The following is a 17,375-nucleotide window of genomic DNA, read 5'->3' on the forward strand; positions in this document are numbered from 1 at the left end:
ATGGATTTTATCAATATAGAAAAAAAATGGCAAGAATTTTGGTGGAAAAATAAGAGTTTTGAGCCTAAAGACGATTTTAACCTCCCTAAAAAATACATTTTGAGCATGCTGCCTTATCCTAGTGGGGAAATCCACATGGGGCATGTGCGCAATTACACCATTGGCGACGCTTTGGCGCGTTATTATCGTTTACACCATTATAATGTGTTACACCCTATGGGGTTTGATTCTTTTGGGATGCCTGCAGAAAATGCGGCCATTAAGCATGGTATCCACCCTAAAACCTGGACTTATGAAAACATTGAAAACATGCAAAAAGAGTTTGAAACTTTAGGGTTTTCTTTTTCTAAAAATAGGGAATTTGCCACTTCAGATCCGGATTACACGAAATTTGAACAGCAATTTTTCATTGACTTGTGGGAAAAGGGGCTAGTCTATCGCAAGAAAGCCATGCTCAATTGGTGCCCTAACGATAAAACCGTTTTAGCTAATGAGCAAGTCATTGATGGGAGGTGTTGGCGTTGCGATACAGAAGTTATTCAAAAAGAACTCTATCAATATTATTTGAAGATCACAAATTACGCTGAAGAATTGCTCAAAGACTTAGAGGCTTTAGAAAACCATTGGCCTTCTCAAGTCCTAATTATGCAAAAAAACTGGATAGGGAAATCTAGCGGGTTGCAATTTGGTTTTAAAATCGCTGATGAGTGCTTGAAGGCTTGCAATGGCATTCAAGAAATTGAAGTTTTTACCACAAGAGCGGACACCATTTATGGCGTAACTTACATCGCCATCGCCCCAGAACACCCTTTAGTAGAGCATGCCATTAAGCAAGTGAGCCAAGAAGATTCAAAGATCATTAAAGCGATTTTAAACACGACTCAAAGAGAAAGAGCTTTAGAGAAAAAAGGGGTGTTTTTAGGCATTTACGCTATCCACCCTTTAACAAAGCAAAAAATCCCTGTTTGGGTGGCTAATTTCGCCCTAGCTAATTATGGCTCTGGGGCGTTAATGGGCGTGCCAGCCTGCGATGAAAGGGATTTTGAATTCGCTAATCTTTATCATATCCCTATTAAAGTGATCACTCAAAGCTCTCAAAATTTGCCTCACACCAAAGAAGAGGTTTTAAAAAATAGCGGGGAGTGGAGCGATCTTTCTAGCTCAGTGGCCAGAGAAAAAATCATCGCTTATTTTGAAAAAGAAAACCTCGGTAAAAGGGTGATCAACTACCGCTTGCAAGATTGGGGAGTGAGCCGCCAAAGGTATTGGGGAGCGCCAATTCCCATGATTCATTGCAAACATTGCGGGATTGTGCCTGAAACCCAACTGCCGGTAACTTTACCTGAAGACATTGTAATTGACGGGGAGGGCAATCCGTTAGAAAAGCATGCGAGTTGGAAATTCGCTCAATGCCCTAAATGCCACAAAAACGCTTTAAGAGAAACAGACACCATGGATACTTTCATCCAATCTAGTTGGTATTTCTTGCGCTACACCACGCCCAAAAATCAGCGTGAAAATCAAGCGTTTGATCAAAATTACTTGAAGTATTTCATGCCAGTGGACACTTACATTGGCGGCATTGAACATGCGATTTTGCACTTGTTATACGCGCGCTTTTTCACTAAGGCTTTAAGGGATTTGGGCTATCTTAATTTAGATGAGCCTTTTAAACAGCTTATCACTCAAGGCATGGTTTTAAAAGATGGCGCTAAGATGAGCAAATCTAAAGGCAATGTCGTTAGCCCTAAAGAGATACTTAAAAAATACGGGGCCGATGCGGCGAGGCTTTTTATCCTTTTTGCTGCCCCACCGGCTAAAGAGTTAGAATGGAATGACAACGCTTTAGAAGGCGCGCACCGGTTCATCAAGCGCTTATACGACAAAGCGAGCGCTATTAACCCCACTACTTCTAAGCCTGAATTTAAAGAAGTCAGCCTGAATGAAGCGGAAAAATTAGGGCGTAAAAAAGTCTATGAAGCGTTAAAAAAATCGCATGAAATTTTCAATAAGGCTGAAAGCGCTTACTCGTTTAACACTTTGATCGCAAGTTGCATGGAGGCTTTAAACGCTTTGAGCGCGCAAAATAATGAGCGGATTTTATGCGAGGGTTATTTTGTGTTGTTGCAAATTTTAGAGCCTATTATCCCGCACACGGCATGGGAGTTGAGCGAGAGGCTTTTTAAAAGAGAGAATTTTAAGCCTATAGCGATCGATGAAAGCGCTTTTGTGGAAGACTTTATGACTTTAGGGCTTACCATTAATGGCAAAAGGCGCGCGGAATTGAAAGTCAATATTAACGCCGATAAAGAAGAAATCATTATTTTGGCTAAAAAAGAATTAGAGAAATATTTAGAAAATGCGAGCGTTAAAAAAGAAATTTATGTGCCTAATAAGCTTGTTAATTTTGTTATCGCATGAGGGCTTTACTTTTTTTTATTTTGTTATTTTTGTTCAAGGGCTGTGGGTATAAGCCCATCGCCGCTTACGCTCAAAACGCTTTAGGCGATAGCATATACGTGAAACTCATTGTGAATTTGCCTAACCCTGAAAACTCTGTAGAGTTTAAGGATTTGATGAATCGTTTAGTCGTGCAACGCTTCCAAAGCCGCTTAGCGAGTGAAAAGGATGCGGATTCTATCATTATTATAGAAATCACGAATGTAACCGATACGAGTATCACGCAAAATAAAGAGGGCTTTACGACTTTCTATCGCGCAACCGTGTCTGTGAATTACACCTACGATAATAAGAGAGGCACACAAAAGACTTTTCAAGATAGCGGGTATTATAATTACGCTGTGAATTTGCAAGACCCCCTTAATACCTACCAAAACCGCTATTATGCTATCAATCAGGCTGTGGAACAAACTTTGACTAAATTTGTGGCTCAAATCGCTTATGAGGGGAAATTCAATAATGAAAAATAGCCATGGATTAAAGGCGTTTTTAGAAACAAAGCCTAAAGAATACCACAAGTTTGACCCTAGCCGTTTCATTCAAATTTATAAAGATTTTAAAAACGCTTTTTTTGAGATTCAAGCGAAAGTCATTCATGTGGTAGGGACTAATGGCAAGGGCAGCACGGGGCGGTTTTTAACCCTTTTATTAGCCGATCAAAATTTTAAGGTGTTGCATTTCACCTCCCCTCATGTTTTTGAATTTAGGGAGCGCTTTTTTTTGAATGGTTCTGTTGTTAAAGAAAGCGTTTTAGAAAACGCCCACCAGCAATTGCAATCACACGCTTTCAGCAGCGCTTGCTCGTATTTTGAATACGCTACCTTACTGGCCGTCATGCTCGCTAAAGATTGCGATTATTTGGTTTTAGAAGCAGGGCTTGGAGGGGAGTTTGACAGCACGAACGCTTTAGAAAAAACTCTAAGCGTTTTCACCCCCATTGATTATGACCATAAGGAATTTTTAGGGGATAGTTTAGAAAGCATTGCGCAAACTAAATTAAAAGCGATGGGCTCTCTTAACATCATCGCTCCCCAACAAGAACTGGTTTTAAATGTGGCTCAAAAAATCGCCAAAGAAAAACACGCAAAATTGATTTTAGTCCAAAATGAAATTTCAAAAGGAGTCAGGGATTATATTGAACGCCACCATTTAGCCCATTTTTTAGCGATGAATTTAGAAGTGGCTCTAAAAGCGTTTGAAACGCTTATGCCATGCAAAGAACAAGAAGTTTTAAAAAACCTAAAGCCCTTGGATTTAATCGGCCGTTGCGAGCTTTTAAGCCCTAATATCTTAATAGATGTCGGGCATAACCCCCATAGCGCCAAAGCCTTAAAAGAAGAAATCAAACGCATTTTTAACGCTAAAGTCATTTTAATTTATAATTGCTATCAAGATAAGGACGCTTTTTTGGTGCTAGAAATTTTAAAGCCTGTGGTTAAAAAGGTTTTGATTTTAGAATTGCATCAAGAAAGGGTTATCAAGTTAGAAAAGCTTAAAGGGATTTTAGAAACTTTAGGGTTAGAATACGCTTTGTTTGAAGATTTGAAAGAAAATGAAAATTATTTGGTGTATGGCTCATTTCTGGTAGCCAACGCTTTTTATAAGCGCTATCAAAAGAAGAGGGATTGATGCCACAAAACCAGCTCATGATCACCATCATTGATGAATCAGGCTCTAAACAGCTCAAATTTTCTAAAAATTTAAAACGCAACCTCATCATTTCTGTTGTTATTTTTTTGTTGATCGTGGGGCTTGGCGTGGGGTTTTTAAAATTTTTAATCGCTAAAATGGATACGATGACAGCACAAAGGAATGCGGTTTTAAGGGATTTTAGGGATTTGTATCAAAAAAATTACACTTTAACAAAAGAGATTAAAAACAAGCGAGAAGAGCTCTTTGTTGTGGGGCAAAAGATTCGCACGATAGAATCCTTGATTGAAGTCAAAAGAGGGGCTAATGGGGGCGTGCATCTTTATGATGAAGTGGATTTAGAAAATTTGAATTTGGCCCAAAAACATTTAGCGCTCATGCTCATTCCTAATGGCATGCCCTTGAAAACTTATAGCGCTATCAAACCCACCAAAGAAAGGAACCACCCCATTAAAAAAATTAAGGGCGTTGAATCCGGGATTGATTTTATCGCGCCATTGAACACGCCTGTTTATGCGAGCGCTGATGGGATTGTGGATTTTGTGAAGACCAATTCTAATGTGGGGTATGGGAACTTGGTGCGCATTGAACATGCGTTTGGTTTTAGCTCCATTTACACGCATTTAGATCATGTCAATGTGCAGCCCAAAAGCTTTATCCAAAAAGGGCAGTTGATTGGCTATAGCGGGAAGAGCGGTAATAGCGGCGGCGAAAAATTGCATTATGAAGTGCGCTTTTTGGGTAAAATTTTAGACGCGCAAAAATTTCTAGCATGGGATTTAGATCATTTTCAAAGCGCTTTAGAAGAAAATAAATTTATTGAATGGAAGAATTTGTTTTGGGTTTTAGAAGACATTGTCCAGCTCCAAGAGCATGTGGATAAAGATGCGCTCATAGGCCAGTAAGGATTTTAGTGTTTTTGGATAGGCGTTTGATTGTGATGGTTACGGACTCTAAAGGGAGCCGTTATATTAATGTTCATATCTTATTCCGTCAAATTGGCTTGTATGCGCTTTTGAGCGTTGTGGGATCTTTATTGTTTTTAGGCATTTCGCTACTGGTTTTAAATAAAGAGATTAAAAACATTGACAAGCAGCATGCTTTAATCACTAAGGAATTTGAGAAAAAAAGAGAGACGAATGAAAAACTTTCTTTGCAAATGGATGAATTTTTAGACGATTTGCAACTTTCAGGGGAGCGCATCAACGATTTAGAAGAAGTGGTGGGAGTGAATAGGCCTGAAGAAAAAGAAGAGGGCAATTTTTCTAGCCGCTTAGATGTCGCTGGGATTACTGGGCTTCAAAAAAGCTTTATCATGCGCCTTATCCCTAATGACTACCCGCTAGAATCCTATCGGCGCGTTTCAGCCGCCTTTAATAAAAGAATCCACCCTATTTTGCATGTGTTGCACAACCATACCGGGCTTGACTTAAGCACCGCTATTAACACCCCTGTGTATGCGAGTGCAAGCGGGGTAGTGGGGTTAGCGAGTATGGGGTGGAATGGGGGGTATGGGAATTTGATTAAAGTTTTCCACCCTTTTGGTTTTAAAACCTACTACGCCCATTTGAATAAAATCATCGTAAAAACGGGCGAATTTGTCAAAAAAGGGCAGTTGATTGGGTATAGTGGTAATACAGGGATGAGCACAGGGCCGCATTTGCATTATGAAGTGCGTTTTTTAAATCAGCCCATAAACCCCATGAGTTTCACTAAATGGAACATGAGGGATTTTGAAGAAGTTTTCAATAAAGAAAGGAGCATCAGATGGCAATCTTTGATAACAATAATAAATCGGCTAATGCAAAAACAGGACCAGCGACTATCATCGCTCAAGGCACAAAAATAAAGGGGGAGCTTCATTTGGATTGCCATTTGCATATAGATGGCGAATTAGAAGGGGTGGTGCATTCTAAAAGCACGGTGGTGATCGGGCAAACCGGAGCGGTAGTGGGTGAGATTTTCGCTAATAAATTAGTGGTCAGTGGCAAATTTACTGGCACGGTGGAAGCGGAAGTGGTAGAAATCATGCCTTTAGGACGCCTTGATGGTAAAATCTCTAGCCAAGAGCTTGTGGTGGAAAGAAAGGGGATTTTGATTGGGGAAACGCACCCTAAAAACCTTCAAGGGGGGGCGTTGTTGATCAATGAGCAAGAAAAGAAAATTGAAAATAAATAGGGAATGATCCAATCTAGCCTTTATAGAGCCTTAAACAAAGGCTTTGATTATCAAATACTCGCTTGTAAGGATTTTAAAGAGTCCGAGCTCGCTAAAGAAGTCATAAGCTATTTTAGGCCAAATACCAAAGCCATTCTTTTCCCGGAGTTTAGGGCTAAAAAAAACGACGATTTGCGTTCGTTTTTTGAAGAATTTTTACAGCTTTTAGGGGGTTTAAGGGAGTTTTATCAAGCCTTAGAAAACAAGCAAGAAGCGATCATTATTGCCCCTATTAGCGCGTTATTGCACCCTTTGCCTAAAAAAGAACTTTTAGAAAGCTTTAAAATCACTCTTTTAGAAAAATATAACCTTAAAGATTTAAAAGACAAGCTTTTTTATTATGGTTATGAAATTTTAGACTTAGTGGAAGTGGAAGGCGAAGCGAGCTTTAGGGGGGATATTGTGGATATTTATGCGCCCAATTCTAAAGCGTATCGCTTGAGTTTTTTTGACACGGAGTGTGAGGGCATTAAGGAGTTTGACCCCACCACTCAAATGAGCCTCAAAGAAGATTTGTTAGAAATTGAAATCCCCCCCACGCTTTTTAGTTTAAACGAACAATCTTATAAGGATCTGAAAACCAAAGTGGAGCAAAGCCCATTAAATAGCTTTTCTAAAGATTTAACCAGTTTTGGTTTGTGGTTTTTAGGGGAAAAAGCAAACGATTTGTTGCATGCCTATAAAAGCGTTATAAGCCCTAAAGCTTTAGAAGAAATTCAAGAATTAGCGAGCTTAAACGAATTGGATAATGAGCGTTTCAAATTTTTAAAGGTTTTAGAAAACCCGCAAGGCTATGAAGATTTAGAAATCCATGCGCATGCCCTAGAGAGCTTTATAGCTTTGCATTCAAATCGTAAAATCACGCTCCTAGCCCCTAATAAAACGATTTTAGACAATGCGATAAGCGCGCTTGAAAAAAGCCATATGGAATGCGTCATTGCCCCCTTTGTGTTAAATTTTAAAACCCCTGATGGGATTTTTATTTCGCTCAATTCCTTTGAAAGGAAGAAAAAACGCCAAAAATCCAAGCTCGCTTTGAATGAATTGAATGCGGGCGAATGGGTGGTGCATGATGATTACGGGGTGGGCGTGTTTTCTCAATTAGTCCAACACAGCGTTTTAGGGAGCAAGAGGGATTTTTTAGAAATCGCTTATTGGGGCGAAGATAAACTGCTATTACCGGTAGAAAATTTGCATCTAATCGCTCGCTATGTGGCGCAAAGCGATAGCGTGCCAATTAAAGACCGGCTAGGGAAAGGGAGTTTCCTCAAACTGAAAGCTAAAGTTAAAACTAAGCTTTTAGAGATTGCAAGCAAGATCATTGAATTAGCGGCTGAACGCAATTTGATCTTGGGTAAAAAGATGGATACGCATTTAGCGGAGTTGGAAGTCTTTAAATCGCATGCGGGGTTTGAATACACAAGCGATCAAGAAAAAGCCATCGCTGAAATTTCAAAGGATTTAAGCTCTAAGAGAGTGATGGACAGATTATTGAGTGGGGATGTGGGTTTTGGGAAAACAGAAGTGGCGATGCATGCGATTTTTTGCGCGTTTTTGAACGGCTTTCAAAGCGCTCTAGTCGTGCCTACTACTTTATTGGCGCACCAGCATTTTGAGACTTTAAGGGCGCGTTTTGAAAATTTTGGCGTTAAAGTGGCTCGTTTGGACAGGTATGCGAGCGAAAAAAACAAGCTTTTAAAGGCGGTGGAATTAGGGCTGATTGATGTTCTTGTAGGCACGCATGCGATTTTGGGCTCGAAATTTAAAAACTTGGGTTTAGTGGTGGTGGATGAAGAGCATAAATTTGGCGTGAAACAAAAAGAAGCTTTAAAAGAATTGAGTAAAAGCGTGCATTTTTTAAGCATGTCCGCTACGCCTATCCCGCGCACTTTAAACATGGCGCTCTCTCAAATTAAAGGCATTAGTTCTTTAAAAATCCCGCCCACAGACAGAAAGCCCAGCCGCACTTTTTTGAAAGAAAAGAACGACGAACTCTTAAAAGAGATTATTCATAGAGAATTACGCCGTAACGGGCAAATTTTTTACATCCATAACCACATCGCTAGCATTTCAAAAGTCAAAACCAAGCTAGAAGAGTTAATCCCTAAACTCAAAATCGCTATTTTGCATTCCCAAATTAACGCAAATGAGAGCGAAGAAACCATGCTAGAGTTTGCTAAGGGAAACTATCAGGTTTTATTATGCACTTCTATTGTGGAATCAGGGATTCATTTGCCTAACGCTAACACGATCATTATAGATAACGCGCAGAATTTTGGGCTGGCTGATTTGCACCAATTGAGAGGGCGTGTGGGGAGGGGTAAAAAAGAAGGCTTTTGCTATTTCCTTATAGAAGATCAAAAAAGTTTGAATGAACAAGCCCTAAAACGCTTGCTCGCTTTGGAAAAAAATTCGTATTTAGGCAGCGGGGAGAGTATCGCTTATCATGATTTAGAAATCAGGGGGGGCGGGAATTTGCTCGGGCAAGATCAGAGCGGGCATATTAAAAATATCGGTTATGCGCTCTATACGCGCATGCTTGAAGACGCGATTTATGAATTGAGTGGGGGGAAAAAAAGGCTTGAAAAGAGCGTAGAAATCCAATTGAGCGTGAGCGCTTTTTTAAACCCTGAACTCATTGCAAGCGATAGTTTGAGGTTGGATTTATACCGCCGTTTGAGTTTGTGTGAGAATACAGATGAGGTGGGGCAAATCCATGAAGAAATAGAAAACAGGTTTGGCAAAACAGACGATTTGAGCGCTCAATTTTTGCAAATCATTACGCTTAAAATTCTAGCCAACCAGCTTGGCATCATCAAACTTTCTAATTTCAACCAAAACATCACCATCACTTATAGCGGTGAAAAGAAAGAAAGCTTAAAAGCCCCAAGCAAAGACGATAACGATATTTTAGAAACCCTTTTGAAACATTTGCGCGCTCAAATTTCTTTAAAGCGGCACTAAAAGCGTTTGATTTTAGCGTTAATTTTGTTATTTTAAAAAGATTATTAAGAGAGTTTGTTGTAAAATAGGGATTTGCTATGCCTTTAGTCGTTAAAAGGTAATTATTGTGAAGGAGTTTTTTACATGGCAGATATTCAAAGGCGTGATTTTTTAGGAATGAGCCTTGCTAGTGTTACAGCTATAGGGGCTATAGCGAGTCTAGTAGCGATGAAAAAGACTTGGGATCCGCTTCCAAGCGTTGTTTCAGCCGGTTTTACAACCATAGATGTGGCGAATATGCAAGAAGGGCAGTTTTCCACTGTGGAATGGCGTGGGAAACCGGTCTATATCCTCAAGCGTTCTAAAAAAGAGGGTTTTAATGAAAAGCGCGATTTTAAAATTGGCGAGAGCGTTTTTACCACAGCCATTCAAATTTGCACGCATTTAGGGTGTATCCCCACTTATCAAAATGAAGAAAAAGGCTTTTTATGCCCATGCCATGGGGGGCGTTTCACTTCTGATGGCGTGAATATTGCCGGCACTCCCCCTCCACGCCCTTTTGATATTCCGCCTTTTAAAATTGAAGGCACTAAGATCACTTTTGGTGAAGCCGGGGCTGAATACAAAAAAATGATGGCTAAAGCGTAAGGAGAGTTCAATGGCAGAGATAAAAAAAGCGAAGAATTTAGGCGAATGGCTGGACATGCGTCTTGGCACTAACAAGCTTGTTAAAGTGCTAATGACAGAATACTGGATCCCTAAAAACATCAATTTCTTATGGGCTATGGGGGTGATTTTATTGACCCTTTTTGGTGCGCTTGTGATCTCAGGGATTTTCTTGCTCATGTATTACAAGCCTGATGCGAAAATGGCGTTTGATAGCGTGAATTTCACCATCATGCAAGAAGTGGCTTATGGCTGGCTTTGGCGCCACATGCATGCCACGGCAGCGAGCATGATTTTTGTCATCATCTATATCCACATGTTTGTCGGTATCTATTATGGCTCTTACAAAAAGGGTCGTGAGATGATTTGGATTAGCGGGATGATTTTGTTTGTGGTCTTTAGCGCGGAAGCCTTTAGCGGGTATATGCTGCCTTGGGGGCAGATGAGCTATTGGGCCGCAGCGGTTATCACGAATTTATTTGGGGGCATTCCTTTCATTGGGGCTGATGTGGTGGAGTGGATTAGGGGGAATTATGTTGTGGCGGATTCCACTTTAACGCGCTTTTTCATGCTCCATGTGTTTTTACTGCCCATTGCGATCATTTTGCTCATTGGGATGCATTTTTATTCTTTACGCATCCCGCATGTCAATAACCAAGAAGGCGAAGAGATTGACTTTGAATCAGAAGAAAAGAAATTCATTGAAGGCAAGAAAAAAGAATCCAAAGTCATTCCTTTTTGGCCGGTATTCTTGTCTAAAGATATTTTTGTGGTTTGCGCGTTTATGGTCTTTTTCTTTTACTTGGTGTGTTACCACTATGATTTTGCGATGGATCCTATCAACTTTGAAAGGGCTAACAGCCTTAAAACGCCGCCTCACATTTACCCTGAATGGTATTTCTTATGGAGCTATGAAGTCTTAAGGGGCTTTTTCTTCAGCGCTGATTTAGGGCTAATGGCCTTTGGCGTGGCGCAAGTGATCTTTTTCTTACTGCCCTTTTTGGACAGAAGCCCAGTTGTCGCTCCCGCGCACAAGCGGCCTGCGTTTATGGTGTGGTTTTGGCTTTTAATCATTGATATGATTGTTTTAACGATCTATGGTAAATTGCCTCCGCTTGGGATTGGTAAATACATTGGCTTAGTGGGTTCAATCACTTTCTTGGCCCTTTTCTTTGTGGTATTGCCCATTATCACTATCGCTGAGAGCAAGAAACAAGGGGGTGCTAGATGAAAGAATTTAAGATTCTAATTATCCTTATTGTGGTGATAGGCGTGATTTATTATGGGGTTGAGCCTTATGCGCATTCGGTGATGCACCCTAAAGTCGCTCCGGCAGATTTTGCTTTCAAGGATTTAGAGCCGATGGATTTAAAAAATGGCGACGCTAATAAAGGCAAACAGCTTGTAGCCGAAAATTGCACCGCTTGCCATGGCATTAAATCCCAAAACATTCCAGCCCCTATGGATAGCCTTAGCGCGAGCAACTCTTTTGGGGTCGTGCCACCGGATTTAAGCCATGTGGCGGGGGTTTTGAGCGCGAATTTCTTAGCCCACTTCATCAAAGATCCTGTGAAAACGGCGAAATTGAGCCATAAATTTAACGATGAAAGGCCATATCCTATGCCGGCGTTTTCTCAATTTAGCGATAAAGATTTGAGCGATATTGTGGCGTATCTCACTTCTATTTTGCCTAAAAATTTGAGCGATAAGGAAGTGTTCGCGCAAAGCTGTCAAAGGTGCCATAGCCTGGATTACGCTAAAGATAAGGCCTTTAGCGATCCTAAAGATTTAGCCAATTATTTAGGCTCTCATGCGCCTGATTTGTCCATGATGATTAGAGCTAAAGGCGAACATGGCTTGAATATTTTCATCAACGATCCGCAAAAGCTTTTGCCTGGCACGGCTATGCCTAGAGTGGGGTTGAATGAAAAGGCTCAAAAACAAGTCATCGCATATTTGGAAAAAGCGGGCGATAGGAAAAAACATGAAAGGAATACCTTAGGGATAAAGATCATGATTTTCTTTGCGGTGCTGTCGTTCTTGGCTTATGCGTGGAAAAGAAAAGTTTGGAGCGAAGTGCATTGATTTGAAAAAAGAGGGGGAGGTGTTTTTTGTGGCCTTGTTTTATGGTCAGTTGCTTAGAATTTCCTTATGTCTTAATGTGGTGGTTTTGGTGATTTTAGACGCTAAATTTTTTGTGTTCATTCTTTTTAATGCGCTTTCAACATGCTTTCTCTCTTCAGTGAGCGTTGGCTTTATTTTCAAAGCATTTTTGTATAGTTTTATATGGCTTTTTATTATTTATTATGCGATTAGTTTTATTAAAAACAGGTTTATAACAGAAAGTCTAAAAAGTTTTATATTATTTTTAGGGATTGTGTTTAGCTGTATAGATATTTTTGGTTCGTATTATTTTCATTTGCCTTTGTCTAATGAGTTGGGTAATATTTTATTCACCACGCATTATAAAGAGAGTTTAGAATTCCTCCATGCCTATGTCTATCCGCACTGGTATTTTGTGATAGGGCTTATTTTAATAGCCATAGGTTCTCTAAAACTATTCAGTCTCATTCCTAATAAACCAATTCCTTTAAAAATAGCTAGTATTTTAAGCGTTTTATTTTTGATTGCAGAGATGCCACACACTATAAAAACCATCAAAAAATATAAAGAAGATGAAGCGTTGTTGAATGCTGATGGAACGATAGAATACATTGCTTTGGCTAAAGGAGCGTATTATTTTTGGAGGAATATTAGCAGTTTGAGAGAAAGCAATAACTCCAGTCAAGCTTTAGAAAACGCTTCTTATCCTAAAGATTACTTAGTCAAAAATACAGGAAATATTGATAATGTGGTGTTAATTTTTGGCGAGAGTTTGAACAGAAATTTTATGGGTATTTATGGCTATCAAACCCCTACAACTCCCTATTTGAGTGCTCTAAAAGAAAAAGGTTCGCTTTTAGTATTTGATAATGTGATCAGTCCAGCTTTTTATACGGATAAAAGTTTCACAATGCTTTTAACTTACGCCAATAGGGATAATCTCAACCAAAAGGCATGGTATCAATATAAAAATCTAGCCCATATCCTTAAATTGACCGATTATAAAAGCGTTTGGATCACCTCTCAAGGCTATGGACTCATGTGGGGCAATAGCTATTATCAAATAGCTAAGCATTTTGATACTTATATAGAAAATGATAAGCCTTATGATGAAAACTTAGCCACTCTTTTCAAGCGGTATTATAATAACGAGAGAGAGAGAGAGAGAGTAGAAAGCACAAAAATTTTGTTGTTTTTCATTTGATCGGCAACCATTTTGAATACAAGAACCGCTTTCCTAAAGAATTTTCCTACTTTAATCTCAATAACACTTCTTACTTTTCAAAAAACAAGCCTTTGCGGGTTAAAAACAATGCTGATAAGCAAGTTGTAACCGATTATATTAACAGCGTTTATTATAATGATTATGTTTTGTATTCTTTGGTTGAATTGTTTAAAGATAAGGATAGTCTCGTAATTTATCTAAGCGATCATGGCGATGACATGTTTGAATCAAGCGATTTTAACACCCATGAGTGTTCAAATGCCAGTGTAGAAATCCCATTTTTAATCTATATGAGCGATACATTCAAACAAAAACGCCCGCAAATGGTAAAAAGTTTTGAAGAAGCTTTACACAAGCCTTTTATGAGCGATGATTTATTGCATACCTTGTTGCCATTGGCAGGAATAATTACCAAAGATTATGAAAAAACAAGAGATTTATTTAATGAGAATTACAACGATAAGCGCCCAAGGAAACCATGCGATAGCAAGGTTTATCCTATGAATAAATGAGCGATATTATAATTGTTTGATTTTTGAGCTTAAAAAAGCAATTAGGCTTTGCTTGTTATGGTATGGGTAAATGTTATGATTTAAAAATAGGATCAATCTAACTTAAACAGATTTTTTCTAATCTATCCTCTAAATTTAGCCTTAATACAGCAGATCCGGCAATTTTAGACTCCTTTTTTGGAGTTTGGGTTAAAAAGAGCCTTTTATTTTATCTTAAAGCGGTTTTTCTCCAACGCGTTCTGGATCGCAATAGAGGGCGATAGGTAATTGTAACGCACTAAAATTTCGGTGATTTCTTTAAAAATAGGGGCTGCAATCTTGCTAGCGTAATATTCTTCCTTGCCGTGCGAGCCTAAGATAACCACGCCGATAGTAAAAACCTGCTTTTCATCTTCAGCGAACCCAAAAAAAGAGCTGTTGTAGGACTGCACGCTGTAACTCCCGTTTTTAGCAACCCTAGCCGTGCCCGTTTTGCCCCCTATGTATAGCCCTTCAAATTGAGCGTTTTTGCCTGTGCCGTAACGCACCACTTTAATTAAGGTTTCTTTCATTTTTCTAGCGCTTTTTGGATTGATGACTTGAAAAGTGGGTTTGGGGCTAGGGATGTAAATATCGCCATTAGGGGCGGTTTCTCGTTGCACTAAATAGGGGGTAGTCAATTTGCCTTCATTAGAAAACACCGCATAAGCCCTTAAAAGCTGCAAGAAAGTCGCGTTCAACCCATAGCCATAAGAGACGCTGCCCTTTAACACTTCACGCTTGAAAGCGGACAAAGGAGGGATCTTCCCTGTGGCCTCTAAGGATAAATCAATGCCCGTTTTTTGAGAAAATCCATAGCCTAAAAGCCCGTTATAGAAATCCTCCGGGTTGAGATTTTTGCTGATTTTTATCATGCCCACATTGCTAGATTGGATCAAAATGTCTTCAACAACGGCTTTTTTACTAGGGATAAAGTCATCTTTAATGGTGTATTTTCCCAATTGGTAATAGCCATGGTTTAAATCAATGCGTTCTTTGGGGTTGATTAAATTCTTGTCTAACAGCAAGGAATAAACAATGGGTTTAATCGTGCTGCCTGGCTCAAAAACCTTTTCGGCAACGCTCAAATTCAAGCTTTCATAATCGCTGGTTTTAATCGCATTAGGGTTGAAGCGCTTGCTTGAAGCTAACGATAAAATTTCCCCGCTTTTGGGGTTGATGATACCCACTAGGATTTCTTCAGCCTTGAGTTTGTCTTTAGCTTTGTTTAATAAGGTTTCAATTTCTCTTTGGAGTTTTAAAGGAATGCTCAAATACACCTCATAGCCATCAAGCCGTTCAACCTCTGTATAAGAGTGGTTTTGGATAAAGTTAAAACTCACATCTCTTTTGCCTGTTCTTATGCCATTTTGTTGGGCTTTAAGCAAGTGATCTTGAGATTTTTCAACGCCTTTTTTACCGGTAATTAAAGTGAGCTTGTCTTCTTCTTGTTTTTGCACATAGCCAATGATTGGCTCTAGGCTATTTTGATAAGGGTAATGCCTAGAAACGCCGCTCACTTCAATGTTTAGCCCTTGCTTTTGCCACACTTTATCGCGCGCGTCTTTGAAATTTTGAAAAACCCCAAAGGTTAAAAATTTCTTATTCAAGTCTCTAAGATTAGCAGCGGTATTGGGCGTGAGATCATAAGCTAGAATGGTATAGCCTTTCGTATTGATGGCGTCTTTTAAGGACTTTTTAGGGATATTACTATAAATAGAAAGGAAATCAATGAAAAAATCTTCTTTATCTGGGTTTAAAAACCTTGTGTCAAAGCCCAGTTTGAAAAGGGTTTGCGAAGCGGCTAGGCTGTAGTTGTCTTGACTATAGATAGTCCCCCTAGTTGCAGTGTCTTGTTTGCTCATCACCAAAGTGGGCATGTTGGCTTGGGCAAAAAAAGCTTTTTTAAAAGCCACCATTAAAAAAACAATAAAAAGCAACAAAAAGACTAAAGCCGTAAATACGACCTTGTATTTTTGGGTTTCTAAAAATCGCTCTGGGTTGAAGTTGGGATCAATGTTTTTATTATCCATGAACGCTCACTTGAAAATGGCGTAACACTGGATTTTCACAACGCATGAGAACATGAATTTTTGATGATAAAATCTGTCAAAATTGAGTGCAACAACGAACCCTCTCTTTAAAAAGGACCAAGCGATCATTTAAAGAGACGCCACTTAAGAGATTAGATCTGCGTTCTTAAAAGCTCTTTATAAGCGCTGATCGCTTTGTTGCGCACTTCAAGCATGAGTTTCATGCTCGTTTCAGCCTTCCCTATAGCGATAGCCGCTTGGTGTAAATCTTTGATTTGCCCTGTCGCCATGTCGGCTAAGGCTTTATCAGATTGCTCTTGAGTGCTGTTAAGCTCATTGATGGATTGTTTTAAGAGTTTGGAAAACTCCCCACCTTTTTGTTCTTTAAAGGTGCTGCCTGATTCTTCTCTTTTAGTCCTGTTGTCCGTGTTAAGCTCAGAGAAAGGACTCAATAAGCTTTTATCATTGTGTATGGCTTGCATAGAACCTCCTTAAGCTCTTTTTTAAAAATTTAACTCTATTAAATATTTTATTCATTTCTGTATTCTACTGATCTTTGGCTAATACTACCTAAATTTCCTTATACTACCATAAATTGTTGGAAATCGTTCATGTTTGTAACATGCCAATCGCATTTTGCGCCATGTTTTTAGCGCTTTGAAAGGCTGCAACATTGGCCTGATAGGCTCTAGTCGCTTCCACTAAATCCGCCATTTCAACCACCGCATTCACATTGGGGTAAGCCACATAGCCTTGAGCGTTAGCGTCAGGGTGGCTGGGATCGTATTTCATCAAAGGCTCGCTATCATCGCGCACAATCTTATCCACCACCACGCTTGTGATAGGGATTAAGGGGTTGTCATCGCCTTCATCTAAGGGGTCTTCATAGGGGGTGATTTGATGGTTTTGAGCGATTTTTTGGTTTAAAATCTCATTGAAATCAAAAGCCTTAAACACCGCTTCTTGCCTCCTATAAGGGCCTCCTTCGCTCGTGCGTGTGGTGTTAGCGTTAGCGATATTAGAAGAAATCAAATTAGCCCTTAAGCGTTGGGCAGACAAACCATAACCGCTAATATCAAAAGAAGATAAAAACATGCTTTCCCTTAACTATAAATTCTTACTGGAATCAATGGCGTAATTGATCACGCCTCGATACTTTTTTAAGGCTGAACTCAAGGCTAAATACATGGTAGAGTTCTTACCCATTTCGCTCGTTTCTATGTCTAAATCCACGCTGTTACCATCATTCTTAGCCAAATGCCCGTCTCTAAAAAAAAGGCTTGCCCCATCTTTAGCACTATTTTCAAAGTCTAAATGCCTAGGGTTAGTGTGGGCTAAAGGCAAAACTTTACTGGATTGGTTTTCAAAAATTTCTGCTTTTTTCTTCGCTAAAACGCTTTCAAAATCCAAATCCTTTGACCTGTAAAAGGGGGTATCCACATTAGCGATATTAGAAGCGATCATATCCTGCCTTAAAGCCCTATAATCTAGCGCTTTATAAACCAATCCAAACGCTTTAGAAAAATCCATCAAAACCCCTTTTTTAAA

General features: G+C 39.5%; 17 protein-coding genes. 12 read left to right on the forward strand and 5 right to left on the reverse strand.

Going from position 1 to position 17,375, the window contains the following annotated elements; genetic code table 11:
- From leuS to HPSH112_RS08905, 12 genes are all read left to right on the forward strand, one after another.
- The gene (leuS, locus tag HPSH112_RS07830) at positions 1-2,421 is read left to right on the forward strand and encodes a leucine--tRNA ligase (RefSeq protein WP_000345718.1); all 2,421 of its coding nucleotides are present in this window, start codon (positions 1-3) and stop codon (positions 2,419-2,421) included.
- Positions 2,418-2,930: an LPS assembly lipoprotein LptE gene (gene lptE / locus HPSH112_RS07835; protein ID WP_001202096.1), complete on the forward strand. Its 513-nt coding sequence runs from the start codon at positions 2,418-2,420 to the stop codon at positions 2,928-2,930. The genes leuS and lptE overlap by 4 nt, the downstream gene beginning before the upstream one ends.
- A complete protein-coding gene (locus HPSH112_RS07840; RefSeq protein WP_000797885.1) occupies positions 2,920-4,089 on the forward strand; it encodes a bifunctional folylpolyglutamate synthase/dihydrofolate synthase in 1,170 nt (389 codons plus the stop codon). The genes lptE and HPSH112_RS07840 overlap by 11 nt, the downstream gene beginning before the upstream one ends.
- Entirely contained in the window at positions 4,089-5,015 is a 927-nt protein-coding gene (gene csd2, locus HPSH112_RS07845; protein ID WP_001135966.1) for a M23B family cell shape-determining DD-metalloendopeptidase Csd2, read from the forward strand. Before HPSH112_RS07840 ends, csd2 begins: the two co-directional genes overlap by 1 nt.
- A gap of 8 nt (positions 5,016-5,023) precedes the next feature.
- Positions 5,024-5,959 carry a peptidoglycan DD-metalloendopeptidase Csd1 gene (gene csd1, locus HPSH112_RS07850; RefSeq protein ID WP_000478060.1) on the forward strand — a complete coding sequence of 312 codons (936 nt, stop codon included), beginning with the start codon at positions 5,024-5,026 and terminating at the stop codon, positions 5,957-5,959.
- Entirely contained in the window at positions 5,878-6,288 is a 411-nt protein-coding gene (locus tag HPSH112_RS07855) for a bactofilin family protein (protein WP_014662303.1), read from the forward strand. Before csd1 ends, HPSH112_RS07855 begins: the two co-directional genes overlap by 82 nt.
- Positions 6,289-6,291: 3 nt before the next feature.
- Positions 6,292-9,291, forward strand: a complete 3,000-nt coding sequence (gene mfd / locus HPSH112_RS07860) for a transcription-repair coupling factor (RefSeq protein WP_000616343.1) — start codon at positions 6,292-6,294, stop codon at positions 9,289-9,291.
- 123 nt (positions 9,292-9,414) lie between these two features.
- Entirely contained in the window at positions 9,415-9,918 is a 504-nt protein-coding gene (locus tag HPSH112_RS07865; RefSeq protein ID WP_000763647.1) for a ubiquinol-cytochrome c reductase iron-sulfur subunit, read from the forward strand.
- Positions 9,919-9,928: 10 nt separating this feature from the next.
- Positions 9,929-11,167, forward strand: coding sequence for a cytochrome b (locus HPSH112_RS07870; protein ID WP_000807835.1), 1,239 nt, complete (start codon positions 9,929-9,931; stop codon positions 11,165-11,167).
- The gene (locus HPSH112_RS07875) at positions 11,164-12,021 is read left to right on the forward strand and encodes a cytochrome c1 (protein WP_000657567.1); all 858 of its coding nucleotides are present in this window, start codon (positions 11,164-11,166) and stop codon (positions 12,019-12,021) included. The genes HPSH112_RS07870 and HPSH112_RS07875 overlap by 4 nt, the downstream gene beginning before the upstream one ends.
- A gap of 88 nt (positions 12,022-12,109) precedes the next feature.
- Positions 12,110-13,243, forward strand: coding sequence for a sulfatase-like hydrolase/transferase (locus tag HPSH112_RS08900; RefSeq protein WP_041199849.1), 1,134 nt, complete (start codon positions 12,110-12,112; stop codon positions 13,241-13,243).
- On the forward strand, positions 13,240-13,776 hold the full coding sequence (locus tag HPSH112_RS08905; RefSeq protein ID WP_000579973.1) for a sulfatase-like hydrolase/transferase: 537 nt from the start codon (positions 13,240-13,242) through the stop codon (positions 13,774-13,776). The genes HPSH112_RS08900 and HPSH112_RS08905 overlap by 4 nt, the downstream gene beginning before the upstream one ends.
- Positions 13,777-13,979: 203 nt before the next feature.
- Here the strand turns inward: HPSH112_RS08905 and HPSH112_RS07890 are convergent, their stop codons facing one another.
- The 5 genes from HPSH112_RS07890 to flgB form a co-directional block, all read right to left on the reverse strand.
- Positions 13,980-15,827, reverse strand: a complete 1,848-nt coding sequence (locus HPSH112_RS07890) for a peptidoglycan D,D-transpeptidase FtsI family protein (protein WP_000369084.1) — start codon at positions 15,825-15,827, stop codon at positions 13,980-13,982.
- Between the two features lie 6 nt (positions 15,828-15,833).
- A complete protein-coding gene (locus HPSH112_RS08670) occupies positions 15,834-15,956 on the reverse strand; it encodes a transcriptional regulator (RefSeq protein ID WP_079992015.1) in 123 nt (40 codons plus the stop codon).
- A 23-nt stretch (positions 15,957-15,979) separates the two neighbouring features.
- Positions 15,980-16,309: a flagellar hook-basal body complex protein FliE gene (gene fliE, locus HPSH112_RS07895; protein ID WP_001147923.1), complete on the reverse strand. Its 330-nt coding sequence runs from the start codon at positions 16,307-16,309 to the stop codon at positions 15,980-15,982.
- A 127-nt stretch (positions 16,310-16,436) separates the two neighbouring features.
- Positions 16,437-16,922: a flagellar basal body rod protein FlgC gene (flgC, locus tag HPSH112_RS07900; RefSeq protein WP_000480077.1), complete on the reverse strand. Its 486-nt coding sequence runs from the start codon at positions 16,920-16,922 to the stop codon at positions 16,437-16,439.
- Between the two features lie 12 nt (positions 16,923-16,934).
- Entirely contained in the window at positions 16,935-17,357 is a 423-nt protein-coding gene (flgB, locus tag HPSH112_RS07905; protein WP_000347779.1) for a flagellar basal body rod protein FlgB, read from the reverse strand.
- Positions 17,358-17,375: the final 18 nt, after the last annotated feature.

The sequence above is a fragment of the Helicobacter pylori Shi112 genome (assembly GCF_000277405.1).
In the GTDB taxonomy this organism is placed as follows: Bacteria; Campylobacterota; Campylobacteria; order Campylobacterales; family Helicobacteraceae; genus Helicobacter; species Helicobacter pylori_C.